General features: G+C 58.1%; 21 protein-coding genes. 11 read left to right on the forward strand and 10 right to left on the reverse strand.

Annotated features, from left to right (window positions below):
- A partial coding sequence (locus WBG04_RS12100; protein ID WP_424314690.1) for a hypothetical protein occupies positions 1-669 on the forward strand: 669 nt, incomplete at its 5' end.
- A 186-nt stretch (positions 670-855) separates the two neighbouring features.
- Positions 856-2,787 (forward strand): vWA domain-containing protein, encoded by a 1,932-nt coding sequence (locus WBG04_RS12105; protein WP_424314691.1) that lies wholly within the window; start codon positions 856-858, stop codon positions 2,785-2,787.
- On the opposite strand, the gene WBG04_RS12110 is transcribed toward WBG04_RS12105, so the two are convergent.
- The 4 genes from WBG04_RS12110 to WBG04_RS12125 all read right to left on the reverse strand — a co-directional run bounded on the left by WBG04_RS12110 (position 2,784) and on the right by WBG04_RS12125 (position 6,933).
- A complete protein-coding gene (locus WBG04_RS12110) occupies positions 2,784-3,773 on the reverse strand; it encodes an alpha-E domain-containing protein (protein WP_424314692.1) in 990 nt (329 codons plus the stop codon). The genes WBG04_RS12105 and WBG04_RS12110 overlap by 4 nt on opposite strands.
- Before the next feature lie 44 nt (positions 3,774-3,817).
- Entirely contained in the window at positions 3,818-5,254 is a 1,437-nt protein-coding gene (locus tag WBG04_RS12115) for a circularly permuted type 2 ATP-grasp protein (protein WP_424314693.1), read from the reverse strand.
- A gap of 54 nt (positions 5,255-5,308) precedes the next feature.
- On the reverse strand, positions 5,309-6,268 hold the full coding sequence (locus WBG04_RS12120) for a transglutaminase family protein (protein ID WP_424314694.1): 960 nt from the start codon (positions 6,266-6,268) through the stop codon (positions 5,309-5,311).
- A gap of 275 nt (positions 6,269-6,543) precedes the next feature.
- Positions 6,544-6,933: a winged helix-turn-helix transcriptional regulator gene (locus tag WBG04_RS12125; RefSeq protein ID WP_424314695.1), complete on the reverse strand. Its 390-nt coding sequence runs from the start codon at positions 6,931-6,933 to the stop codon at positions 6,544-6,546.
- An 84-nt stretch (positions 6,934-7,017) separates the two neighbouring features.
- Between WBG04_RS12125 and WBG04_RS12130 the strand changes: the two genes are divergently transcribed.
- The 5 genes from WBG04_RS12130 to WBG04_RS12150 all read left to right on the forward strand — a co-directional run bounded on the left by WBG04_RS12130 (position 7,018) and on the right by WBG04_RS12150 (position 12,597).
- Positions 7,018-7,602, forward strand: coding sequence for a DinB family protein (locus WBG04_RS12130; RefSeq protein WP_424314696.1), 585 nt, complete (start codon positions 7,018-7,020; stop codon positions 7,600-7,602).
- A complete protein-coding gene (locus WBG04_RS12135) occupies positions 7,599-8,945 on the forward strand; it encodes an MATE family efflux transporter (RefSeq protein WP_424314697.1) in 1,347 nt (448 codons plus the stop codon). The genes WBG04_RS12130 and WBG04_RS12135 overlap by 4 nt, the downstream gene beginning before the upstream one ends.
- A 69-nt stretch (positions 8,946-9,014) precedes the next feature.
- The gene (locus WBG04_RS12140; protein WP_424314698.1) at positions 9,015-9,959 is read left to right on the forward strand and encodes a hypothetical protein; all 945 of its coding nucleotides are present in this window, start codon (positions 9,015-9,017) and stop codon (positions 9,957-9,959) included.
- Positions 9,959-10,906, forward strand: a complete 948-nt coding sequence (locus WBG04_RS12145) for an ABC transporter ATP-binding protein (RefSeq protein ID WP_424314699.1) — start codon at positions 9,959-9,961, stop codon at positions 10,904-10,906. The genes WBG04_RS12140 and WBG04_RS12145 overlap by 1 nt, the downstream gene beginning before the upstream one ends.
- Complete coding sequence (locus tag WBG04_RS12150) at positions 10,903-12,597, forward strand: hypothetical protein (RefSeq protein ID WP_424314700.1); 1,695 nt, start codon at positions 10,903-10,905, stop codon at positions 12,595-12,597. The genes WBG04_RS12145 and WBG04_RS12150 overlap by 4 nt, the downstream gene beginning before the upstream one ends.
- Here the strand turns inward: WBG04_RS12150 and WBG04_RS12155 are convergent.
- Positions 12,589-13,050, reverse strand: a complete 462-nt coding sequence (locus WBG04_RS12155) for a hypothetical protein (RefSeq protein WP_424314701.1) — start codon at positions 13,048-13,050, stop codon at positions 12,589-12,591. The two genes, WBG04_RS12150 and WBG04_RS12155, sit on opposite strands and share 9 nt — an antisense overlap.
- 54 nt (positions 13,051-13,104) lie before the next feature.
- Complete coding sequence (locus tag WBG04_RS12160) at positions 13,105-14,298, reverse strand: FAD-dependent oxidoreductase (RefSeq protein WP_424314702.1); 1,194 nt, start codon at positions 14,296-14,298, stop codon at positions 13,105-13,107.
- Positions 14,299-14,478: 180 nt separating this feature from the next.
- Here WBG04_RS12160 and WBG04_RS12165 point away from each other — a divergent pair, with 180 nt between their 5' ends.
- The 3 genes from WBG04_RS12165 (at position 14,479) to WBG04_RS12175 (ending at position 17,195) form a co-directional block, all read left to right on the forward strand.
- Positions 14,479-15,021, forward strand: coding sequence for a pyridoxamine 5'-phosphate oxidase family protein (locus tag WBG04_RS12165; protein ID WP_424314703.1), 543 nt, complete (start codon positions 14,479-14,481; stop codon positions 15,019-15,021).
- Between the two features lie 70 nt (positions 15,022-15,091).
- Positions 15,092-15,595, forward strand: coding sequence for a methylated-DNA--[protein]-cysteine S-methyltransferase (locus WBG04_RS12170; protein ID WP_424314704.1), 504 nt, complete (start codon positions 15,092-15,094; stop codon positions 15,593-15,595).
- Positions 15,596-15,809: 214 nt separating this feature from the next.
- On the forward strand, positions 15,810-17,195 hold the full coding sequence (locus WBG04_RS12175; protein WP_424314705.1) for a hypothetical protein: 1,386 nt from the start codon (positions 15,810-15,812) through the stop codon (positions 17,193-17,195).
- A 202-nt stretch (positions 17,196-17,397) separates the two neighbouring features.
- Here the strand turns inward: WBG04_RS12175 and WBG04_RS12180 are convergent, their stop codons facing one another.
- Complete coding sequence (locus WBG04_RS12180) at positions 17,398-18,075, reverse strand: hypothetical protein (protein WP_424314706.1); 678 nt, start codon at positions 18,073-18,075, stop codon at positions 17,398-17,400.
- Between the two features lie 86 nt (positions 18,076-18,161).
- On the opposite strand from WBG04_RS12180, the gene WBG04_RS12185 reads away from it, so the two are divergent.
- Entirely contained in the window at positions 18,162-19,049 is an 888-nt protein-coding gene (locus tag WBG04_RS12185; protein ID WP_424314707.1) for a DMT family transporter, read from the forward strand.
- Position 19,050: 1 nt separating this feature from the next.
- Here the strand turns inward: WBG04_RS12185 and WBG04_RS12190 are convergent, their stop codons facing one another.
- From WBG04_RS12190 to WBG04_RS12200, 3 genes are all read right to left on the reverse strand, one after another.
- Positions 19,051-20,496 (reverse strand): GTPase/DUF3482 domain-containing protein, encoded by a 1,446-nt coding sequence (locus WBG04_RS12190; protein ID WP_424314708.1) that lies wholly within the window; start codon positions 20,494-20,496, stop codon positions 19,051-19,053.
- A complete protein-coding gene (locus WBG04_RS12195; RefSeq protein ID WP_424314709.1) occupies positions 20,493-21,887 on the reverse strand; it encodes a DUF2868 domain-containing protein in 1,395 nt (464 codons plus the stop codon). The genes WBG04_RS12190 and WBG04_RS12195 overlap by 4 nt, the downstream gene beginning before the upstream one ends.
- Before the next feature lie 155 nt (positions 21,888-22,042).
- Complete coding sequence (locus WBG04_RS12200) at positions 22,043-25,885, reverse strand: putative Ig domain-containing protein (protein ID WP_424314710.1); 3,843 nt, start codon at positions 25,883-25,885, stop codon at positions 22,043-22,045.
- Positions 25,886-26,229: the final 344 nt, after the last annotated feature.

Below are 26,229 nucleotides of genomic sequence, written 5' to 3' on the forward strand. Positions count from 1 at the left end.
TCCTTTCGTTGCTTCCCACCCCGCCTCGCGGCGACGCAGTTACTTCCAGTTCTCAGCCCGGATGCGCCCGAGGCTGGCCGGAGTCTCCCACTCCGAAGGGTGTTGGCGCTTCGCGGCGCACGAGGTGAGGCTTTCACCCTCACCTTCACCCTTGATGACACCGCTTCGAGAACCGGAGGAAATAGCAACGTCAGTAGTTTTGATGCCATTTCAGACGTTGGTCTCTCCATCGAGGACTTCATTTCTGAAACTCCCTACGACCTTGCCGCCGGGTTGGGTAGCTTGACTACGGTGCGCAATCCGGACAACCATCAGTTCAGTTTCGATTTTTTCCCTGACGAAGGCTCGCTCCCTGACCTTTCCGGCTCCGACTATGACGGAGGTGGAGACGATCTCGTCCTTCAGTTCATCAATTTCACGATTCTCGACTTCAGCGAAAGTTTGCTGAGCGAGACGCCTCCCGAGTTGTTGACTCCCGAGTCCAGTCTTGTGCTCGCGGGCACCTCATCCAGTTTCATTACGATCAATTGGGTGGATCCCGGAAACCCCGATCGAACCACCGAGATCATCGGAAGCATCGAGACGGTGACCGTGATCCCGGAACCGTCAGTTGCCATCCTGGCGCTGGGCGGGGGCATGCTCGGTCTGCTTCGCCGCCGCAGACCCTGATAAATCCTGCGGCTTCTGCATCGGCAAGAGATTGCCCATCGGCACCGTCGGGAAATCCCATGCTTGGGACCACTTGGTCGGCGAAAACCCGACTGAACTGGCACCGGGCGGACCACTCCGATCCGAGACCCCTCGCTCAACGTTTTTCCCTTGTCGAGTCACGGCTTGTCTTGGGAGGGTCATGGCATGTCTTCGGAAGTCAGGCCCATCCAACTAAGAATCCTCACGAGCATCCTCGCGATCAGCAGCCTGCTTGGCCTCAGCACGATGGGCCTGGCAGAAATCGGCCTGAAGGCACCAGCGGAAGTCCCGGTCGGAAGCGTCTTTGAAGTCACTTGGGACGCACGGGAGCCACAAGGCCTGATTCGAGTCGCCGCAGCCGACGGTTCCAAGTTCAGGGGATCCTACGCCTACACCCCTCCATCGGCGGCAAAAGGAACTTCCGTGAAACTCACCGCGCCGCTTGTCCCAGGGGAATATGGGATCATCTTCGAAGAAAAAGGCAAGGAACCCGCGGGCCTCATCAAATTCCAAGCCACTGCCGTCACCGCCACTCTCTCAGGCCCCGACTCCGCGAAAATCGGCGAGAACGTCGTCATCACCTTCACTGGCCCCGCCTATCCGAAGGACCTGATTCAATTCGCCGGTCCGGACGGAGAGAAAATCAAGGCCCGGAGTTATGTCTACGCAGGGAATTCGAAAGACGGAACCGTCAAGCTCCGCGCTCCGATGGAAGCCGGCGCCTATTCGGTCATCTATTCCATGTCAGACGTCACCCTGGCGAAGCATCTCATCAACGTCGCAGGGACAGCCGCAAATTTGACAGCGGCGGACACCGTCCAAGCGGGCACCATGCTGGAAATCTTCTGGGAAGGCCCCGATAACACCGGCGACTTCATCACCCTGCGCGACGCGGATGGCAAGCAGGTTGCTGGCCGAAGTTACACCGGCAACAGCCAGGCGAAAGCCATTGCACTTGAAGTCCCTGAATCTCCCGGCACTTACACTTTGGTCTATGTTTCCGGCGACAAGGTCCTCGGACAGCGTGCAGTGGAAATCGTTCCCACCTCCGCCACCCTGGAGGCTCCCGCGGAAGTGACTGCCGGATACCAATTCGAAGTCCGCTGGAGTGGACCGGGCAACCGTCAGGACCTCATCGTCACCATCAAACCCGACGACGAAAATACTCTCGTCACCTACTCCTACCTCGATCCCTCGGAATCGACTGAAGTCATGTTCGCTCCGGACGAACCCGGTGACTACCTGCTCCAATACCGCACCCGTGAGAAAAGCATCCTCACCTCACGCCCACTCAAAGTCATCCCGGCCCCCACACAACCTGGCACTCTAACAGTACGCGCAAACCCGCAAACCAGCTTTGGCAATGGTTCTGCGATCGAGGTGATTCTCGATGCCTCCGGCAGCATGCTCCAGAAGATGGACGGGAAACGCCGGATCGAAATTGCCCGCGAAACGCTCATCTCCCTGATTAGTGAAAGCATTCCCGCCGGCACCCCCTTTGCTCTCCGGGTCTTCGGCCACAAGGAAGCCGAAAGTTGCCGCACCGATCTTGAGATCCCACTCAGTCCGCTCGACCCGGTCGTGCACGGGGCTCAGATCGGAAACATCAATGCAATCAACCTGGCCAAAACTCCCATCGCCGCCTCGCTTGCCGCCGTCCCATCCGACCTGGCGGAAGTCCCCGGCGAGCGCATCGTCATTCTTCTAACCGATGGTGAGGAAACCTGTGACGGCGATCCTGCCCTGACCATCCGTGCCTTGCGGAAGGCCGGCACCGACCTCCGGGTGAATATCGTCGGCTACGCGATCGACGACGAGAATCTCCGCCAAACTTTCGAAAGCTGGGCGGCTCTGGGTGGAGGTCAGTATCTCAACGCCCCAAGCGCCGAAGCCCTATCTGATGCCATGAAGCAGGCACTCGCGGTCCCGTATGAGATTTACCAAGGGGACACACTTGTCGCCCGGGGAGTGACCGGCGACAAACTCCACAAACTTCCCGCCGGAGAGCTCATTCTCCGCTATACGCATGGCGGTGAGGAGAAGGAAAAACAGGTAACCATCACTTCCGAAGAGAACGCGGAGATCGTGATTCCCTAAACGGCCACGGCCTTCGCCACCGGATCGTAGATCGCCACCCCCATGTACTGAAGGCTGAAGGCCGTCGCGATCTCTTCCAAATCGACCTGGATTTCCCTAATCAAGGAATCTCCCTTCACTCCATTGAGATCGCTGGCGACTGCATAGTTCAGATTGGCCACCAGCTTGCCGGTGAGGCGCTCGGCCTCATTCGAATAATAAGTCGTCGGACAGCCCGAAATCCTGTGCATGGCCAATTGAAGCCGTTGGATGCAATAAAGTGCCGAGCGAGGAAAAATCCGCGAAAGCAGCAGGAACTGACGGACGGGAAGACTATCGAGGTCGGAACCATGCTCATGATGGAACGCTTCAAAACCCGTACTGCTCCGCAGAATCGCCGCGTATTGGGCGGCATCGAGCGCATCATCCGGCGAATCCACCATCGAGGGCATGAACTGCTTCGTGCCAAGAATCTGACAGGTCTTGATCGCACGTTCGATCTCTCTCCCGCAAACGACGTAGTCATAACCCAAGTCATGGGGAAAAGTGGACTCGATGATCCCCCGGAACAAATGGGAGAAATCCTTGACCTTCTCAAAGAAGGCAAAATCGGACTCCCTGCAAATGGTGTCCGCATCCGCACGCTTTACAAAGAGATAGAGCTTGTTCAGCGCCTCCCACATCTCGGTGGAAATCTGATCGCGGATCATCCGCGCATTCTCGCGGGCACTCGCAATGCAACTGTAGACGGAACTGGAATTCGAGGAACTGAAGGTCAGGAACTCCGTCACGGTTCGACTTGAGCGCTCTTCGTAAAGCTCGTTGTAGCGAGCAAGGTCTCCCAGGGTTTCCAGTGTCGGAATCCAGTTTTTGAAAGCGACCTCCTCGCTGGAGTGCTCGGATTCAAGCAGGGTCTGATGCGTCACATCAACCAATCTGACGGTATTTTCGGCGCGCTCGATGTAACGGCTCATCCAAAATAGGGAATCTGCGACTCGGCAAAGCATAATAAAAATGAAATTGAAGTTAGATAAGACAGGATGACGGCAGACTACTGATCCTCGTTGAGAACCCAGGTGTCCTTACTTCCCCCGCCCTGGGAGGAGTTGACAACGAGCGAGCCCTTGCGCAGCGCGACCCGGGTAAGACCACCGGGCATGACACGAACCTTGTCCGACTGCAGGATGTAGGGTCGCAGATCAATGTGGCGTCCGTCAAAACCTTCATCGACGTAGGTTGGGTGTCGGGATAGGGAAATCGGGGTCTGGGCGATGAAGTCGCGTGGATTCTTCTTCACCATTTCACGAAACTCCGCCACTTCCTTCTTCGATGCGCTCGGACCGATGAGCATGCCGTAGCCTCCGGCTTCATTGGCCGCCTTGACGACCAGCTTCTCCATGTTCTCGAGCGTGTACTTGAGGTCATCCTCTCGATAAGGAAGCCATGTCTCGACATTCGGCAGGATAGGGTCCTCTCCGAGATAGTATTTGATCATCGCTGGCACGAAGCAGTAGGTCACCTTATCATCCGCGATGCCTGTTCCAATGGCATTGGCCAGACTGACGTTGCCGGCCCGATACGCCCGCATCAGCCCCGGAACACCGAGCAAGGAGTCCTTGCGAAAGACCTCGGGGTCGATGAAGTCGTCGTCAATCCTCCGATAAAGGACGTCCACCCGCTTCAGTCCGACAGTCGTCTTCATGTAGACGCAGTCATCCTTCTCCACGACGAGGTCCTGACCCTGGACGATCTCGGCACCCATCTGTCGTGCGAGGAAGCAATGCTCGAAATAAGCGCTGTTGAAAACACCCGGCGTGAGCACGGCAATCGTCGGATTCCCACCGTGCGGGGAGATGTACTGAAGCGCTTTGTGAAGCTTGTCCGGATAGTCGGTGACGGTCCGGGCTCCACTCGACGGAAAGAGCCGGGGGAAGGCCTTCTTCATCGCCTTGCGGTTTTCGATCATGTAGGAAACGCCCGATGGACAGCGTCCATTGTCTTCCAGCACGAGATACTCGCCTTTTTCATCGCGAATCAGATCTGTTCCACAAATATGGATGTAGATGTCTTTCGGCGGACTGAAGCCAACCATCTCCTTCCGGAAGTGCTTGCCGGACATGATGACTTCCAAGGGGACGATCCCATCTTTGACGATTTTCTGATCATGATAGATGTCATGCAGGAAAAGATTCAGCGCGGTAAGCCTCTGAATAAGCCCCTTCTCCAGATGCGACCATTCGTTCGCCGGAATGATTCTGGGCATGAGGTCGAAGGGAAAGATCTTCTCAGTGCTCTCCTCGTCGCCATAGACAGTGAAGGTGATCCCTTGCTGGAGAAAGGTCAGGTCAACCGCTTCCCGGCGGGTCTGGAAGTCTTCGACACTCAGCTCTGCAAGCCCCTGAACCAACTTCGAATAGTGAGGCCGGGGGGTTCCATCCGCTTCGAACATCTCATCGAAGAAGCTCCCTGGATCGTATTGGATATTCATGAATCGGTCGAAAGGTAGAACGGAAAATTTACTGTTTGAAGCCTTGTCTGTTGATTACGCGAGTCCGCCCGCGTCCGTCGACAGGTTTTGGCTATTGCTTTGGGATCCCATCACGGGGGCCGCCGGATTGGCCGCGGCCGTCGGAGACTTCCCTGTGGTCGTGATCGGTCTGATCCTTACATCGCTCGTCAGTGTGGCAAGCACAGGTGCCGAACTGTAGAAGGATCCTTGGATCGGGTTGATGCTTTCAGCCACCACCGCGTGGGCGACAGGGACGTAGTAGTTGTGGCAGAAGATCCCATAGGTCGGATCGATTCCCCGCCATCCAGCTCCTGGAAGAAACACCTCAACCCAGGCATGCATGTCACCGGGAAGCGAGGGGTCGAGGCCTGGATCGTAGAGGTAGCCACTGACGAACCGGGCCGCCATCCCCATCGTTCGGGCACAGGCCACAAAGAGAGTGGCGTAGTCGCGACAGGAGCCGGAGTTCAACTTGATGGTTTCCAGCGGCTCTTGGATTCCCTGTTCGTCCCTACGCTCGTATCTGACATTCTCGTTCAGCGTCCTGATCAGTGCGAACAGCCAGGCAACCGTGTCCGTGGGCCGATAGATGAAGCGGCTCTTCAACCAGGCTTCCAGCGCCTCCTGAACGTCTGCCGGAGGAGGTGCCAGGTAGAGCGAAAGATTGAATTGATGGAGCGCCTCGTAGGCGAAAGGAAAGGTCCGCGCATAATCACGGACCATGAAATCGAAGGGAGCCAGATCCGTGGTCTTCACGACGCACTCCGAGCGAATCTCCAAAACATCGGAAATCGCGGCATAATGAATACTGGCCGGAATGTTGTCGAAGTCGTCACGCATCCAGTGGATGGTCCCCGCGGGCTGAAGAAAGAGCTCAAAACTCTCCACATGCAGAAGCGAGTTCTCCCGCGGTCGCAGGTAGAGAAGATGCGGGTGCAACTGCACCGGACAATCATAGGTGTATCGCGTCGTATGGATGATTTCTAAATTCAAAATTGGGACGGGGAGTTGGGACGGGGCAGGGATGATCGAAGCGCGTGTGGCTGGGTCGGGCGGTTGACTCACAGGCAGGTCGAGCGTCGAACTGGTGGGAGAATCCGCTGCCGTTCTGTCACCGACGAGTCAAGCATCGCTGCTATTGAACCAGGAAGTAAGCCTCAAATTTTCGGCTTCAGTATTCAGAGGTCTTCAAAGGCGGGTCGCTCCCACTGCCCCCCGCGCTGAAATGGTCGACGATCAAAGCAGCAGCGCGTGGCAGGCCGTCGCCATCAGTCCATCAATCCGAGTCTCGTGCCCGGCTCCCACTCCAGTCCCCAATCGCGAATCGCGGCGAGGATCGGAGCGAGGGATTCGCCTTTCCTGGTCAGAGCATAAGCCATCCGCTTGCCGCCTTCCGTGGCGGGGACCTGTTCAACCATTCCCCTTTCCTGCAACCGCTCGAGTCGATCACTCAGAATATTGGTGGGAATCCCTTCGGGAGATTGGACAAAATCCTTGAAGCGGCTGCGACCGAGGACCAGGTCGCGGATGATCAGCAGCGTCCACTTGTCCCCGAAAATGTCGAGTGCACAGGCCACAGGACAAGGCGAGCGACGTTCATCTTTCGTCGTCGCTCTTCCCCGCTTGGCCATCTTCTTCGCTGACTTTCTCACCGGCATGCAAAGAACCTAACCCAGCATCACTTGCAATTCGAAACTATTTTTACTTGTGTTTCGCAAGTAATGTGGGACGCTGTGGACGTCATGAGTGCCATCACCGAACCCCAACTGGCCGCTCCCGGAGCGGGTCTTCCCGCCCCTGAACTCTTCGTCGCGCGCAAGCTGTTCGCGCTGAAATGCCGGGTGGGCAGGCGCGATTCGCTTCTCGAAGGTTTCCGTGAGGAGAGGGCCAGGATAAGAGCTCTTCTCGATTCGTGTCCTGCTGAAAAACGCGGCACGCCGGTGCTCATTCCGCGCCGCCGGGGGATGGAAGACAGCAGTCGAAACTGGTCTGTCTGGATGACGCTCGATCATCTCCGCATCGTCAACGACGGAGTGGGTGAGTTCATTGCCGAGCTGAGTCAGGAGCGGACTCCCGACGTGATCATCGGCACGGCTGACGTGAAACCCGACCCGGGCGTCACCGGGGCGATCGAGGCAAGCTTCGAGCAAGGCTGCGACGACTTCCTTGCCCGGATTTCAAGAGCAGGCGAATTGAAATCAAAAGCGCGCTGCCCCCACCCATGGTTCGGACCAATGGACGCATTCCAGTGGCTTGCGCTCGCCAGCATGCACATGGGCATCCATCGTGGACAGATCGCCGCGATCATCCGCGGATTGAATCCGTGAAGCCGGCGCTTTCGCTCACCACCGACCCCATCCCGAAACTCACCTGGCAGATCGCCCTGCCGATGAGTATCGGGATGTTCTTCAACACCATGTTCAACGTGGTGGACACCTTCTGTGCCGGTTGGCTCGGCACGGAGGCACTTGCGGCGCTCTCCCTATCCTTTCCAGTCTTCTTCACGGTGTTCGCTTTCGGCAGCGGGATCGCCCAAGGCACCACCGCTCTGCTTTCGAACTCACTGGGTGGTGGAAACTCCAGCGACGCCCGGCAGGTCTTTGCCCAGGCATTGCTGTTCGTCATCGTCGTCGGCTTGATCCTTTCATTCGCCGGCTGGCTGGCGGCTCCGTGGCTGTTCCGTCAACTCGGCGCGGACGGTGCCTATCTCGGCACGGCGCTCGCCTACATGAACGTGATTCTCGCCGGCGGCGTCTTCGTGCTGCTGCCGATGGTGGTCAATTCCGCGCTCTCCGCCGAAGGCAACACCCTGCCCTACCGCAACTTCCTCATCGCCGGCTTCCTCGCCAACCTGCTGCTCAACCCACTCTTCATTCTCGGCTGGTTCGGGCTGCCCAAGATGGGCGTCGGTGGCATCGCCCTCGCCACCGTGATCGTACAGATCGGCGGCGGACTCTACCTGTGGTCCCACGTCGCGAAGTCCGAGGTCCACCGTGGTCTGAGGTTTCATGATCTCAAACCGGACCGCGACACCCTGTGTCGTATCGCCGGACAAGCCGTGCCGGCCGCCCTCAACATGCTGACCATCGCGATCGGCGTCTTCGTCATGACCTGGTTCGTGAAGAACTTCGGGCAGGAAGCCGTCGCGGCGACCGGCATCGCCACCCGCATCGAACAAATCGTGCTGATGCCCTCGATCGGATTGAACGCCGCGGTGCTCAGCATCGTCGGTCAAAACTACGGAGCAGGCCACCTTCACCGCGTTCGCGAAGCCTGGATCACCAATGTGAAATACGGGGCCCTGATGATGATCGTCGGTGGCCTGCTGGTGGTGCTGACCCGCGACCTCGCGATGCGCGTTTTCACCGACGACCCGGTGGTCATCGCTCACGGCCGTGACTACCTGCTCAGTGCCTCACTGACTCTGGCGGCTTACCCGGTGCTCTTCGTCACGGTCTTCGCACTGCAAGGTCTCAAGCGGCCGACCTACGGACTTTGGATCGGACTGTATCGCCAACTCGTCGCCCCCATCGTCGTCTTTCACACTCTCATCTTCACCTTGGGTTGGGGTTTGTGGGGCGTCTGGTGGGGTGTCTGCTTCGTCACTTGGAGCGCCGCGATCTTTTCCTTCTTCTGGGGATGGAAGCGGATCGGGGGCCGGGCTTCTTGAGTGTCATGCCATTACAAAAATGGGCGATTGTCCCCTTGTGCCCCGCTGCAGGCCTGAAAGCCTGATGATATGAAACAAGCACTGGGATTAATCATCGGCCTGCTGGTCGGAGCTACGGGAGCGCTGATGTTTTCCCGTAGCCTACCCGCCAAGGAAGACAGTCCGGAAGAGCAACTTGAAATCGTCCAGCAGGATCTGAAACAGGCGCAGCGCAAAATCCAGATTCTCCAGGCTCAGTCGGGCAATGAGGGACCACGGGGCGTCAAGGATGGCGTCCGCGACATCATGCAGGACATCCGCGAGGGCAAGGACGTCAGCCTCGACGATGTCTTCTCTACGATAAAACCCTGGATGCGACAGATGGCTCCCCTTTTCGACCGGATGCGCGAAATCAATCAGGAGGATTGGGCTGACAACATGACCGGTGAGTGGTCGCGAAAGTATGACTTGAGCGATTCCGAGCAAAAACAACTTCGGGAGTGGTTTCTCCAGAAGAACAAGGAGAAGGCCGCAGCCTTTTCGCAGGTGGTCAATAGCGACACCAGCGGCTTCGTGGATTTCGTGCAGGCGACGGAGTACGACTGGCGAGATACTCAAGGCATCGACGAAGTGATGGAAGGCATGCTTGAGGGTGACGAGTTGACGGAGTTCCGAGAACAACGTGCCAAAGAAGGTGCCGAGCGGGTGCAGTCGGAAGCGAATCGCGGGCTCGCCCGGCTCGACGAGATGGTCGAGCTTGATGAAGCCCAGCAGGATCAGGCTTTCGGAATCCTTGCACGCGGAGCGGAAGGCTATGAAGTGGGAGCATTCGATTACGATGGTATGGGGGCCGACCAGAGCGCGCTTGACCGCCAAAGCCGCGATGCTGCCATTCGAAACATCCTCCGTCCCGAACAACAAGCCGAGTTCGACGCCCGCCGCGAAGCCCGCAGAGCCGAAGCCGAGGCGGAAATGCGCCGAGTCGGGCTCACACTCCCTAAGAACTGGGATCTGCTCGAGGGCGACAGTTTCTGATGAGCAATACCTCGATCAAAATCAAGGATCTGCGGGTCGACTACGGCGAGTTCGTCGCAGTTAATGACGTCAGCCTCGACGTTCCCTACGGCGAGGTTTTTGGTCTCGTCGGTCCGAACGGTGCAGGAAAAACGAGCACCTTCAAGGTCCTCGCCACCCTGATGGAGCCGACCTACGGAGAAGTCAGCTTGGCAGGCATCGACATCATGGAAAACACGGAGGACGCCCGTGAGATCCTCGGCTACATGCCCGACCTCGCACCCGTTCCATCGGATCTGAAATTGTGGGAGTTCCTCGCCTTCTATGCCGACACCCATCGGCTTGGCACCCGCCGTCAGAGGCTTGATCGCGTCAACGAATGCCTCGAAATCGTCAACCTGAACGACAAACGCAGTGCTTGGTGCAAACAACTCTCACGGGGTCAAACCCAGCGGCTGGTGCTGGCAAAGACTTTGCTCCACCGACCGAAAGTCCTGATCCTCGATGAGCCCGCCAGTGGACTCGATCCGCTCTCGCGCCGGGAAATGCGTCACGCTCTTCAGAATCTTGCACGGGAAGGCGCGACGGTCCTGGTCAGCTCACACATCCTCAGCGAGCTGGCGGAAATGTGCTCCAGCATGTGCATCATGAACCAGGGCGAAATCCTTGGCGTCGGAACCGCAGATGAACTCCGACGTACTCTCGGCGGCACCGAACGCGCTCTAACAGCCACCGTTCTGGAACAAGCTGACGCTCTGATGGAATGGCTCAATGGCCGACATGGTGTGGGCGAAGTCAGGACCGATGGAAAAAGGGTGATCTTCGGCTACTCGGGTGATGATCCTTCACAAGCCGAGCTACTACGCGAAATGGCGGCTGCCGGCCTGGGTCTGAAGTCTTTCAAAGAAGAGGAAGCATCATTCGAGGAGATTCTCGTTCAAGTCGCGGAGGGAAATCGGGAACCATGAGTCAATCCCTTCGCAAACCGGTTCCCTTCTGGATGATTTGGGCGAACCCAATCGTGCGCCGCTACGCTCGCAGCCGATTGCGACCTGTGGGTCTTGGTGTCTGGTTGTTGCTCGCGGTGCTCATCGCCGGTTTCATCTTCTTCGTTTCGCGGGAAGGCGCCATGCACCGCGGCAACATGTCGATCGAGGACGCGGCACGCATCCCACTGATTCCACTGCTGGTCCTTCAAGGCATCATCCTCTTCGTGCTTGCCACCGGTCAGGTCGCCGGAGCCATGACGGCGGAGGCCGACGAAGGCGTCCTCGACTATCAGCGACTCGCCCCGATGACTCCCCTCGCCAAAGTCACTGGTTACCTCTTTGGATTGCCGATTCGGGAATGGGTGATGTTCGTGGCGACCCTGCCCTTCTCCATTTTCTCGATGTGGCAGGGTGAAGTCCCGCTCTCCATCTGCCTGCAACTGTATGCCGTGTTCGTGGTCGCAGGCACTCTCTATCATCTAACAGGTCTGCTCGCCGGGACGGTGATGAAGAACCGCCGCTGGGCCTTCCTGAGCTCGATGGGGCTTGTCTTCGTGCTCTACACGCTGGTTCCCCAGGCGGCGAAATTCGGCCTGGTCTACTTCAAGTATGTTACAATCATGCCAGTGGTTGAAGAGTGCTTTCCCTACCTCATCAACCGCCGCGCCGGGGCCCTCGTCGAAACCTATCAATCGCTGGTCCCGACAGCGCGCTTCTTTGGCCTCAATCTCCCTCAAACGATCTTCACCCTGCTTTCGCAAGGCATCCTGATCCTGGCGATGGTGACGATGCTGTGGCGACGCTGGCGGCGGTCCGAATCGCACCTCCTTGGAAAGATCGGTGCGGTTGGTCTGTTTGCCTGGATCCAGTTGGTCTTGCTCGGCAACTCACTTCCGCTGATCGATACCGGCGAGCTCTTTCCTTCACGCGAGCTGGGGCGTCGCTTCGGCCGCATCGCTCAGATTAATCCCGCGAACTGGACACCGGATCCCGCCGAAGGCCTCGTCATGGTCGGACTGTTCGGCCTCGTTTCCCTGCTGATGATGTGGTGGATGACCCTGATCATCACTCCGAATCACGAATGCCAGATGCGCGGTTGGCGGCGGGCTCGGAAAGTCGATCGCAAGCATCTGCCGCTGACCAGCGATGCCGCCACCGGCGTGCCGTGGGTGATGCTGATGATCGGCATGGCGGCCTTCGCTTGGTGGACCTTCGCCCGCATCCTGTTGGAGTCGCGCTGGTTCGTCGGCTACGAACCGACCTCGGTCGCTCCTGTTGCCATGGTCGTCGTTTTCATCACCGCTGGCCTCGGCTTCAGCGCACTCTTGGAAGGAAAAGGCAAGCGAGCGGTCGGCATGACCACGATCTTCGCCGGAGTGGTTCCGATCTTCGTCGGCACCGTGCTGGCCGTTTCAAGCGATCAGCTTGCCACCGCCTCGATCTGGCTGATGGGCATCTGCCCCCTTTCGTGGCCAGTTTATGGTGCCGTGGTTTCCATTCCCAACGACGACATCCCGAGAGAGATCGTCAAAGCCATTCCCAACTCTTTCTGGTTCTGGCAACTCGTTGGACTACTCGTGGTTGGCTGGCTCCTGGTCGGTCTCTGGAAAGCTCGCCGCGCCGTCGCCAGGTTCACCATCAGACAAGTTGAGACCAAGGAATCAACTTGAGGCAACGTGGTTGTTTGCCGCCCTCCTCCAAGTAAGAGCCGTCAACCAGAAGGCGAAGGCAGCCACTTCAAAATCCGGCAAGCGTCCTGTGATGGTCGCCCGCTTTGTGAAGGCGTGGATTGGACCGATTGAAACATCCGTTCCCGGACCGACGAGGTTCATCGTCCGGCCGGCGAACAACGCCGCCTCAAGCCTGAAAGCCCCCAAGGGCGTCACCATATCAAAGCTGCGGGTGAAGGCGCTGCGTTTCGCGGCGCTCATCCTGACCTTGCCACCCTCAACCAACTCCCACGTACCACTGAGGAAACCCTGTTTCTCAATACGATAGGACCGCCCATCAATGCTCATCCATCCCTGTTCCGTCGGCCAACCGAATCCAAGTCTCGCCACATGGCCTTCACCTCTGAGATCAAAGTCCCACGAACAAATACCAATCGGCCGACACTCAATCATGGAACCATGCGATCAAATCAGATCTCGGATGACCATGGGAGACCGACACGAACTTTATAGCCGTCGAAACCCCACCAATCCCGCCATGGTTTTCGTCATGAATTTCCGTGCCGGCGGCAATCGCTGCGTCGCGCGGAAAAATACCGACCGGAAAGGCGTTAGCCACTCCATATCCGATTGAAACCACGGCGTCAGCTGGCTGCTCGCAAGACGGTAGTAGGCGAGTGGCCAACGCCGATCCTTGCTGTAGCGGACCAGTGCCTGATTCAAAGGATACTCCGCGAGGTTTCGCGCCAGACAGGAAGCATCCGCCAGCGCGAGGTTGACGCCCTGGCCAAGCTGCGGACTCATCGCATGTCCGGCATCGCCGATGACGACGACTCCCTCATCATGCCAATGATTCATGCCGACATCTCCATAACGTGCCGTGAGCACCTGCGACCAATCATCGATTTGACTCAGCAGGAAATCGGCGCGGGGACATAGCTCGAGGATCGACCGCTTCCATTCATCAAGAGGTCGCGAGCGGATGACATCATCATCCGACAGCTTGATGCTCCAGAACAAACTGACCAAAGGATCCACCCCATCGATTTCGCGACCGGTGGGGAGAAATCCTAACAGCCTCTTCGTACCCTTCACCATCTGGAAGAGTTCCCCCTCAGGCAGAGTTCCGCCATTCTTGCCGATGAACCAATGCGCACCCCAAGGGTAACCGCGATCCGTGCCGCGAAAGCCAAGCTTCGCGCGAAGAGTCGACCTCGCTCCATCGGCCACGATCAACAAATCGAAACCATCTTCAATCTCTCCACTTTCCGACTCCACGCGCCACCCCTTGCTTTCTCTAACAGCCTCACCAACTTCCCAACCCCAGCGGACCTCCACACCAGCAGTGTCCATCGCCTCGATCAGATAATGAAGCAGCACCGGACGATGGAGACCAAGCCCGAACAAATCATCGCCAAGCTCGGCATAATACAGATCGAGGAAATCGTTCTCATGCTCATCGACCACGTGAAGCCGTTCCACCCGCGCGCCGCAGGCCCTCACCTGTTCGTAAATCCCCAACTCGCAAAGCGTTGCCATCCCCGACGGCTGAAGCAGGAAACCCGCCCCCACCGCGCGGCATTCCGACGCCCGCTCGAAAAGCACGACTTCATGTCCATGCCGGGCCAGCAGGGTCGCTGCCGCCGGGCCACCCGTCCCACAACCGACCACTGCAACCTTCAGCTTTTTGAAACCCGGCATCAGTCACCATTTCAATCCCGATTGCCCTCAACCACAAGACCCACCATATCAGGATCGCAAGATTGGCCGCTTGGCCTTTGTGTTCTGCACACAAAAAGTGTTGCCTTTCACGCGAGAGATTTTTGCCGAAACTCAATGGTCCAGAAACACGCTGAAAAACCACAACCTTAAGCTCCCGCCATGTCCAAGGAATACCCTGAAATCGATCCAAAAATCCGCGACTGGGTCGCAAAGCAGAAGATGTTCTTCGTCGCCACCGCACCCCTTGCGGGCGATGGCATGATCAATTGCTCACCCAAAGGCATGGACAGCTTCCGCATTCTCGGACCAAAAACCGTCGCCTACCTCGACCTCACCGGCAGCGGCGTGGAAACCATCGCCCACCTCAAGGAAAACAGCCGCATCGTGATCATGATGACCGCCTTCGAAGGACCACCCCAGATCATCCGCTTCCACGGCAAGGGACGCGCCCTGCAGAAGGGAACGCCCGCATACGACGAATTCCTCCCGCATTTCGTGGACTACCCCGGTGCACGGTCGATCATCGTCATCGAAGTCGACCGCATCAGCGACTCCTGCGGCTATTCGGTGCCCTTATACGCATACAAAGGCGATCGCGACGTCCTCCTCAAGTGGGCGAAAACCAAAGGCGACGAGGGTATCGTGGACTACCAGTCGAAGAACAATCGTGAAAGCCTCGACGGACTGAAGGGACTGGATTGAATCCCGAACCTTCCTCGTTCCCAAGCTGATCAAGATTGATCCTTCTTCAATTTGGTGCGACCTTGGGGTCATGAAGAATTTCCCCGACCATGCCACCTGCTCACGGGAAATGGACAGTCCGGTCGGAGGGCTGGTGCTATTCGCTACCAAAAAGGGCCTTGCCGGACTCTTCTTCATCCATCGCGTCCCGGAAATTGATCGCCCAGGGGATGATGCCGCCAATCCCCATCTGAAGAATGCCGAGAGTCAGCTTGCTGAATACTTTGCCAAAGAGCGTGAGACCTTCGATATCGACTTCGACCGCCGTGGCACCGCCTTCCAGGAGAGCGTCTGGCAGCAACTCTCCATGATCCCCTTTGGTGAGACCTGCAGCTACGGCGACATCGCCAAACGCATCAACAATCCCAACAGCGTCCGCGCCGTCGGGCTGGCCAACGGCTCGAACCCGATCTCGATCATTGTTCCCTGCCACCGGGTGATCGGCGCCGACGGCTCTCTGACAGGATTCGGTGGTGGTCTCGACATCAAGCACAAGCTGCTGACCCACGAAGGCCTGCTACTTGGCCTGTGCTGAGCCAGACAGGAAAGCTGCCGATCCGCTCGTGGTTGACCGTCCAAGGCTGCTTTTTCAAGCCATGGATTGATGGCGGCCGAAGGCCCGGTGTCGGCTCAACAGCCGACTTTCCTCCATCTCAGAAGCGCCGATAGTGGACTTATGCCCCGGAGAAGGTCCTCGACGAAAAATGGGGGATTCGCCGGATGACGTGCAACCCGAACCAACCGAAACCATGAAAATTCCAAACCCAATCTTTTCACGGCCTGCCACCGGATGGACTAGCCGCTTGGCATGTTCCTTCGGATCACTGCTCTTTTGTTGTGCCTTGCAGGCCCAGAGCAATTGCGGCTCCTTCAATGATCCAACCTTATGGGTGATTGATGATTATTCGGATCCTGCTGCCCTTTCAAACTATACGGTCGAAACTCCCCGAGGCGGGGGCCAGGCCGCAATGAATGTGTTCGTCGCCGACGAGGAATTGGTCTTCGATCATGTTGGCGGATTCGGAGTGGCAGGAGCCTTCTACAACAGCGACCTCGAAATCGAATACACCTCGCTGTCGGCGGATGTCCGTTTCGAGCCTACTCCAAACCAAAGCACCCGCTCCGCTGCGGGACTCGAGTGGGCCTCGGATATTCAGAATCGAATCTCTGCCTTCATTCAATACGATCAACAGGACCTCATGGTTGACTACGTGATCGCCGGAGTTTGGAACCGTGTTCAGACAGACATAGCGGTATCAGCGGACACGAGCTACCGGATCCGCATGGAGCTCGATGACGCAGGACAATTGAAAGTTTACGTCGACGACACGCTTTACATCGATCACACCCAAGACATATCGGGACTTCCACTGACATTGAAGCCCGGGCTAAGTGTCAATTCGCGTGGCGTAACGATGTTCTTCGACAACTTGCTCGTGCAATGGATCCCACCGAATGAAGAACCGGTCGCCGACGCCGGCGAAGATCAGTTCGTTGAATGTCAGGGGGAACTGACCGCGGTCCAGCTGGATGGTAGCGCATCCTCCGATCCCGATGGCGATGATCTAACCTACGAATGGTGCATTGCCGGCGTGAGTCTTGATGATCCGAACAGCGCCACGCCGGTCGGTCAGTTCCCGCCTGGCCCAACGCTCGCCACTCTGATCGTCACCGATGGCAAGGGTGGCTTTGATACCGCCGATGTCCTGATCACCATTCAGGACACCACGCCTCCCGCCATGATCTGCACCACCGACCTCGCCGTCATGTGGCCTCCCAACCACAAGATGAAGGAGGTCGAGATCCAGGTGGCCGTCACCGATCTTTGCAGCGAGCCGGATGATCTGGTCCTGACGGCAACGGTATCCAGCAATGAATCGGATGACGCCAAGGGCGACGGCCGTTTCACGGGTGATGTCGACGGACTTGACGGCTACACCTCGCCGGTTCCGGTCGACCTGACCTACAATGAATGCCTCGGAGCTTTTGTCGGCACCGTGCAGCTCCGTGCTGAGCGTGACGGCAGACGGTCCGGCCGGACCTATTCGATTGGCTGTGAGGTCATGGATCTCACCGGAAACACCAGCACCGCCAGCTGTGTGGTGGTGATTCCCCATAATAAAAAAAGAAAATAACGCGAGTCGCTGAATCCCTTCCGATTTTGCCGGATCCCCTCCACCCGGTGAGATTGGATCAGAGGCCTCCTCCGTCCCCCCAACGGAGGAGGCTGATCCGTTTCAAGCAAGTAGCTTGAGCTTCGCATCGACCTTCCAGCCCTGCGGTTTTCCGCGCTTTTTCTCGTCGCTTCCGATGCTGTCCGCAACCTGACCCGGCGCGTCAGGATACTGAAACCGCCGTCGCGATTTCCTTTACGAAATCGCGCCCTCCGATGTCACCGAGCAACTCCAATTCGGCACCGAGCGTCTGCCAGGCGGGACGGCCGGCGGCGGATTCCATCCCGCATGGTGTGCATGCAGAGAAGCCGGGATATCCGGGCTTCGCAGCCGGGTCATTTCCAGGACCCGGCAGCATCAGCAGCGGTCGTTCACCCCGGAGTCCCGGCTTCAGCACCAGCGGATGCATCCAGCATGAGATCGGCTTCCAGAACCACGGATGCTTTCCCTCGTCAACGGCCAGGCGCTGCAGGACACAGCGGTGCTCGTCATCAAGAAACACACAGCGGGTTCGGGGAAAGTGTTTTGGAAACTTCTCGGCGAGATCACTTGATTCGACGGTGATGCTCTTCGCCCGACCGTCCAAATGCGTGAGCCAGCGACCCGGCCTCCAGCCGTAGTCATTCAAGAGCGTCTTCCCGATGCTCAGCGCCTCATCGATGCCCGTTTGCTCTTCTTGACTCAGGAAAACCCCGTCGTGACAGCAGCTCGCACGACACTGCCCGAGTTGGCAAAAGCTCAGTCTTCGATCGAAGCTCGCGTAGTCCACTGCCGCCTCACGGAGCTGACGGCCCAGCTCGTTCTCCAGTGCCGGATAGGCGGTGATGGCTTCCCTTCGCATCTCGTTGCCAGAGCGTAGCTGCAGCCGACTCGCAAGGAAAGCACACCGACATTGCATGCCGCTGATAAGGCTCCCAATCTCCCCCCATGCCCATCGGGGACTTCTGCGCCATTACCTCTGGATTCGTGTGGGCGATCTCCGTGATTCTGATGAGGGTCTCCGGATTTCAGATCCCGCCGCTGCCACTGAATTTCTTCAAGAGCACGGTGGCGCTGGCCTGCCTCGCCCTGCTCCATCTGGCGCTCGGAGAAAACTGGTGGCCGGAACTCCCCGAAGGCGCCCACCTGCGTATCGCGATCAGCGCCATTATCGGCATCTCCTTGGCCGACACCATGATCGCCGCCGCCCTCAACCGGCTCGGCGCCAGCCTCCAAGCCCTCGCCGATTGCCTCTACTCCCCGGTCATCATCACGATCGGCTTCATCATGTTCGGCGAAACGCTGAATGCCTGGGAACTGATCGGCGGTGCACTGGTCGTCTCCGGGGTCTTCGTCGGGGCAGCGATGACCGCAGAAATCAAACAGCCACGCGACCTGTGGGTCGGCATCGCGCTCGCTGCCGGTGCCCACGTCCTGATGGCCCTCGGAATTCTGATGGTGCGAGACATCTATCTTGAGGGACCCCTTGTCTGGATCACCGGCTACCGCTTCCTCATCGCCACGATCGTCATCCTTCTCTGGGGAATCTTTCGCTATCGAAAGGCCATGCCGGAAGTGCTGTTTGCTGGCTTCCGTCGGCGCGATACCTGGCTCACCACCATCCCGATGGCATTTTTCGGTCCCTTCCTCGCGACCCTGCTCTGGGTCACTGGTTTCAAGTATCTGATCGCAGGACGCGCCGCGATCTACAACCAGCTCTCCACCGTTTTCATCATCATCATGGCCTACTTCTTTCTCAAAGAGAAGTTCACCGTCCGCAAGGCGATCGGCACCGTCCTCGCGCTGCTCGGTTCGATCCTTGTCGCCACCCACTGACTCAGCTCTCCAATTCCTCGAGGGCCTTGACCAGAGCGGCAAAAACATCCGGCTCCTTGCCACGATCCGGCGAACCCTTCAGACACGAATTGAACCATTTCTGAAGTAGCGTCCGGCGGTCCGACGGAAACTGCCGCACCAGACTTTCGCCGTCGCCGATGTCGAGCCGCCTCTCATCCCGGCGCCCGTGCGCCCGCTCGAGAATCCCCCGGTAGCGCAGCAGCATCGAGTCGAGCAGGATCCACGGAAAATTCAAACTCGCCGGCGGACCCATCACGATCGACTTCCCGTCACCCCCCTTGAGCCTCACTCCGCCTCCCAGCTTCACCTTCAGCTCGGGAAGTTGCCCGCCTTTGAAAAAGGCCATTGTCCCACCACTCAAAGCCCCAAGAACCGTACCCGCCCCGAGACTGTGGACACCGACACCCAGGTCAAAGATCGCACCTGCCGCCCCGCCGGCAAGCGCCCCCGCAGCCGTCAGCTGCAGCCGGTTCAGTCCCCACTTCCGCCACGTCTCATCCGTCGCCAGATCGAGCCCGCGATGCTTCGCCGGATCCACGTCCAACTCGATCAAGTGATGCCGGTAGGTGCTCAGAAGCTTGTCGACGCACTTCTTTTCCAGCTTCGCCAACTTCGAAAAATACTCCTCCGCCAGCGCGGTCTGCTTGCGTTCGCGTCGCGCCGGCACCCCTTCATCCCGCTCATCCAGCGAATCCGTCGTCCGCAGCATCAGCGACTTCTCCAGGAAATCCAAAATCGCCTCGGCCGCGTCCTCGCGACGCTGGCCCCACTCGGCGTTCATCGCTTCGACCACCCATTCGATCCGTTCCGCATGCCGCTCCTCGATCTGCAGAAGTGCCAGCAGCAATTTACGACGTTCATCGTACCTCGCTTCATGAGCATCGAAGGTCCGCACGAGATTGAAAGAAGTTCCAAGCCGGTCACGCCAGGCTTCTTCATTCTCGTTTGGCTCACCCTGAGGATTGAGCAAAGCCAGCCGCGGTCGGCCGCTCCAGCGCAGGATCTCAATCTCCGCCAGATAGGTGTCGCGCAGCGGCTTGCAGGGATCGACCACATACAGAATCCCCGCGCCCTTCACGATTGGAGCCAGCAGTCGGACTTCGTCGGGAAAACGCTCACCACATTCCTCGATGAAGACCTTCAGGTCATCCGGCCCCGGTGAACGAGCACCGGCGATCCGCTCGATCTCGCGCATTGCCTCGATCGGTTGCTGAAATCCCGGCGTATCGAAAAACCTCATCCATTCCTCATCATCGTAAACCACCGGCAGGGCCTGCACCCCGGTGGTCTCGCCGGGCGTCGCAGAGACACGAAGCACCTCGTCGTCATCGACTTCGAGCAGCGTCGCCAAGGTCGATGACTTCCCGGCATTCACCCTTCCGACCACCACAAAGGCCGGCACGCCATCTTTCCACCAGCCATTCATGTCACCACCTCCTCGTAAAATACCAGCTCAACCTCACTACCTTTCCGCCCATCCATGAATTTCTCCCACTGCTCGCGCTGATCCGCCTCGACCGGCTTCATTCCGCCGCCTGGCGTCGGGTTCCCGACCAGCAACACGACCCGTCGTTCTCCGGCTTTCGTCGCGACCTCAGCGAGCACCTTCTCCACCAAGCGAGGTGCCAGTGACCAGCCCTCGGCCATGAGAACGATCCCCGCCGGCGCTTTCTTCAAAGCCGCGCGTGCCGCCTCTTCGTGATCCTCGTCGAGCACTCCAAGCCGCTCCCACGCCGTCGGGTTCAGCCTCAGGACGCGCAGCATGTACGGCCTCAGTTCCTTCTGAGAAAGCTCTGCCCCATCGAGGGCGACCACCAGCGCTCCATCGACCGGCCCGCTCGGCTCTTCGCCTCGTTTCACCGCAGTCATCGCCCGCCACAGCTTGCGATGATGGGGCGCTTGGAATGTCAGTGCGCTCAATGCCCGGCGTTCCTTCACCACCGCCCAAACGACCAACAGCAAACGCGGAAACACCCCCCATACTAACAGCGCCAAAATCAAGAAAGGCCACCAATCCTCACCTCCGCCAATCCATTCCGGACCCCGACGCGACGCCACCACATCCGGAACCGCCCACGGCGCGGCCGACGACCATGGCTGCGAAAGGACGGATACCGTCTTTGTTAGAATCTGCTCCATCGCCTGCTGCGTCGTCGTTTCCCAAAAGAAACCGACCTGCTTGAAAAGCACCATCGCGCCCAGCCCGGCCAAAGCCCCCCCGTGAAAGGCACACGCAATCCACTGACTCAATCTCACCAACCGCCAAACCACGACCTTCGAAAGCTCGCCGTTCGCCTTGACCCGATTGATCGCCGCCTGAGCCTTGCGACCGGCCAAGCGCACCGAGAGCCTCTCCACGATCCATCCCGCCAGACCGCTTGCCGCCACACGGCCCCTGAAAAGCCAGGTGATCATTCCACCCACCAAAAATCCCCACGGCAGAAACAAGGCCACTGCCAGAAACCAGATCACGTGCACGCCCCCGATCTCCCGATTGAAGGTTCCCCACGCCGTCGCCGCTCCCAGCCCGGCGAACAAAAGCGCCAACAGGGAACCTGCAAGACTCAGCGAGGCCACCCAGCGGGCACCCAGTCCCGAAGCACCGACCTTCTCCATCCACCACTTCATGCCCGCGGCATGACTCTTCTCCACCGTCAGCCGAGGCGCTCCCTTCCCTGTCCACGCTGTCAGCGCCGTCTCGAAATCGATCAGCTCCGCCAACGTCCATCTGTCCGACTTCCTCGGCACCCCCCAACTCTCCGCATCCTCACCTCCGTGGCAAGTGCGCTTGTTGTTCAGATCATCCCACCAAGTCAATTTCCTGACCTCCAAAAGCCCTCTGCTCGCCGCCAACAGCCCTCAACTCCCGCCACTTATTGCTTCCGTAGATCCAGGCACTTGATCTCCACTTCGTCACGGACGACGGGCAAACCTCCAGAAATTGCAGGGGGTGCCCAAATCCTGACCCATGATCACGGTGGCAGCTGACGAACCCGGTAGAACCGACTAACTGGCGATATCGAATCCGAGGCCGAGGCCGAATTCGAGTCCGCGGTGATTGGATCGCCCACCGGCTCCCACTCCGGGGCATCAAGCTCGTCATTGGACTCAAACACATAGGAAAGACCGGCAATGGCATTCCACGTCACCTTGAAAATCCCGTTTGTCAGATCAATTGCAGTAATTTTCAGAGACTCTCCGACGTCGATGGTAAAGGTCACCTCATCGCTCATTGCGGGATCTCCGTTATCGCTGACGCGGATCTTCACCTCTTCAATAATCCCTTCAGACTCTTTCGGAGCAAACCATTCGAATTGGCCGCTTGTGCTGTCGATCGTCGCCCCACTAGGTCCCGACACGATTGAGTAGCTTAGCTCGTTTTCAGGAAGATCCTCGTCAGTCGCGCTTGCTGTCAAAACAACCAGAGCATCCGGGTGGACCAACTTGATCCCAATCTCACCGAGCACGGGAGCTCGATTCACCTCGTTCGCCGTGATGTTGAAACCGACGTCAATGCTCTCGGCAGGAACGCCGTTGTCCGTCACTCGAATCGATACCGGGTGAACTTCAGGTGCCTGATCTTCGGCTGGAGTCCACGATACTTTTCCATTCGTATCCACGGTGAGTCCATCGGGACCCCCGACCACCTCGAAAGTAAAACCATTCGCCGGCAAATCTCCATCAACTACGGTGATCGTCGTTTCAAAAAGCGTCATCTCATCAGTAGATAGGCTACCCGGTGGTGTCACACTCGGGGGGCTATTGATCTCGTTGACCCGAATCGTGAAGCTACCTTCCGTCGACAAAGCCTTCTCATTCGTCGCAACGGGATTGCTGTCGGTGACCCTGACCGTCACCACATGGTCGCCGGGACCCTGCTGCTCGGTCGGAGTCCAGACAATCGCACCGCTCGTCGGATTGACCGTCAATCCCTCGGGACCGCTGACGAGCGCATAGGCAAGGGTATTTGCAGGGACGTCCGAGTCCATCGCACTGATCTGAAAATCCACCGCCTCCAGCTCGTCTACCGAAATACTTGCCGGAAGATCAAGTGTGGGGGCCAGATTGAACTCCTCGGCTCTTACCTCAAACGACAAGGTCTGGGACAGCGATGGCACACCATTGTCCACGACCTTTACGATGACGGTCGCTGTTTCAGGCCCCTGCGTTTCAAGGGGTGTCCAGGTAAACTGACCCGTCGTGGGATTAATAACGGCCCCCACCGGCCCCTCGACCAGGCTATAACTCAAAATCTGAGCAGGGGAATCGGCGTCACTCGCACTGAGATCCCTCGACAACTCGGTCTGTTCCGGACCTGCCAGGAGCGAGCTTCCAACACCAAAAACAGGAACGGTATTCGAAACTTCGAGTGTCACCCGATTGTCATCATAAACGACTCTCCAACCCAGTTCCCCGGGCATGGGAAAACCGGCTGCTTGAAACTCACCGCTTCGGGCCCCCGTCGTCGCAATCTGAAACGAGTCATACTGGACTGGAACGAAATCGCCTAACAGCTTCACCTCAATACCGCCGGCAAACATCGCCGCTCCTGCGATGCTTAAGACGTCGTGCTGATCGCCTGCAGAAAGCCCGCCGAGTTCCACCTCGAGAGTTCCCAATATCGACTGAGCATAGCTCCCATCGATCGTCAGCGTGCCTGCCGAGGCACCGGGGCTGATCACGCTTGAATTGCTCAGGTCGGCGACCACCGTTCCCGTCCCCTCCAAACGGCCTCCATCGATCTTCAGGGGTTTGTCAAAGCTCAGGATGGAATCAATGACTCGAATATTGCCGTCGTCCTGGGTCACATCGCCGCGGATCCGAAGCGTTCCACTCAGCACTTCGACATCACCTGTATTGTTGAAGGCGATCGCCGGATGGACACTACTCGTCCCCGCTCCCCCGCTTTTTCGGACGGTTCCCATGTTGTTGAAGACATGAGTTCCGCTGAAAACCGTCAGCGAGGCGTCATCTTGGAAGTCGAAGACCCCAAAATTCTCGACCACTGCAGAGCCTTGCATCCGCAGCTGGCCATCTTCCAGGACCGTATCCCCTTCCAGCCGCAGGGTCTTGTCTTTAAGTTGGGCGATCGACGCCCCGATCGGCAATCTCAGGCTCCCACCAGCCGCAATTCTGAACAGCCCCTCACCTGCAAGCGTCCCACCCGTCCAGGTGAAATCTGCTAGCGTCAATGGTCCAGCGGCGTTCCAAGTCCCTCCAGCCATGGAAAGCGTTCCCAATATCATCTCCTCGGTGAACGGAAAATTGAGCACCCCCGCCACCGTGTCGAAATGAATCTCCGTTGGCTTCGAGCTAAAAGTAGTCGTGCCGCTCTCAAACACCGTCATTCCTGACACATCATAGTCGCCGCCAATGGTATTCGTTCCCGAGGCGAACTCCACATCACCTTCGGAACTCAAATCACCGTCGAGCGTCATGCTGCTAGAAAACCGCAGCGTCGATCCCGCCGCTCCATTCATCGTCCCCGTGCCGCCACCCCCGCCACTGAAATCAAGCGTTCCACTGAGCACCTCGACCTCACCCGTGTTGTTGAGCGTGATCCCGGGGAAGATCCGGCTGACCCCCACTCCTCCGCTCTTGCGCAGGGTCCCCTCATTGTTGAACGCATTGGTCCCGCTGAAGACCGAAATCGAGGCATCACTCTGAAAGTCGAAAACTCCGAGATTGTCGACCACTGCCGAGTCTCGCATGCGTAACTGACCATCTTCCAGATTGGTATCACCCTCAAAGCGCAAGGTTTTGGCCCTCAGCTGAACGATCGAAGTCCCGGTCGGAATCGTCAGGATTCCGCCGCTCGGAATCGTGAACAGACCCGCTCCGGTGAGAGTCCCTCCTGACCAGATGAAATCAGCCACCTGGATCGGCCCTGCTGCATCCCAGGTCCCCCCGTCCATCGAAAGCGTCCCCAACACCATCTCGTCGGTGAACGCGAAATTGAGTTCTCCGGCGACGCTGTCGAAATGGATCTCCGTTGGCTTCAGCGCAAATGTGGTCGTGCCACTCGCAAATACTGTCTGACCAGACACATCGTAACCGCCGTTGACCAATCTCGTCCCCGCAGCGAATTCCACATCACCTTCGGAACTCAGATCACCGTCGAGAGTCATGCTGCTCGAAAACCGCAGCGTCGATCCCGCCGCTCCATCCATCGTCCCCGTGCCCCCTCCCCCGCCACTGAGATCAAGCGTTCCACTGAGCACCTCGACCTCACCCGTGTTGTTGAGCGTGACCCCGGGGAAGATCCGGCTGACCCCCACTCCTCCGCTCTTGCGCAGGGTCCCCTCGTTGTTGAACATATTCGCCCCACCGAAAATCGTGATTGAGACATCGCTCTGGAAGTCGAAGACCCCAAGATTATCGATCACCGCCGAGTCCCGCAACCGCAGCTGGCCATCTTCCAGAACGGCATTACCCTCCAACCGCAGGGTCTTGGTCGTCAGCTGAACAATCGACGTCCCGGTCGGGACAATCAGACTTCCACCGCTCGGAACCGTAAACAATCCGGCTCCCGTGAGCGTTCCACCCGACCAACTGAACTCCGTCACCTCCATCGCCTGGCTGGCGTCTACGGTGCCACTCCGCAGGTCGAGTCCCGCGATCGTGACATCAATATCCACAGAAATATTCCCGTTCTCGATGATGGCGATATCGGATGCCCCTGGAACTCCGACAGGATCCCAGTTGGAATCGACATTCCAACTCCCAGTGGCACCGACCCAGGTTCGATCAACGGCCGCAGCCCACGGAGATAAAACAATGACCAGCGCGATACTCGCGCGTTTGATGACAAACATACGAAGGGGGGATTGGCAGGTTTCGATTCAGCTCGGGTCACATTCATCACAGTCGACACCCGAGAAGCGATCTTAAACTAGCCGACATTTAAGAGAAAGAAGCAACCCAAAACGGCCAAAACAGCGATCTTTCTCCCGGAACCCGAAAATACGACTCCCGTCATCTATGGATCAATATTTCTCATTATAATGAACCTCCTACCAACCCTGAATTCCGATGAATCATTCGCAGGTCCATGATCAGAAGAAAGATTCCTAACAGATCGTATGGTTTGCGCCCAATTTCATCTATTGGTCTTCTTCGTGGCAATTCACTCCACAATTGAGAGTGACCTCTCCAACAT

This window comes from Haloferula sp. (assembly GCF_049672945.1).
Lineage (GTDB): Bacteria > Verrucomicrobiota > Verrucomicrobiia > Verrucomicrobiales > Akkermansiaceae > Haloferula.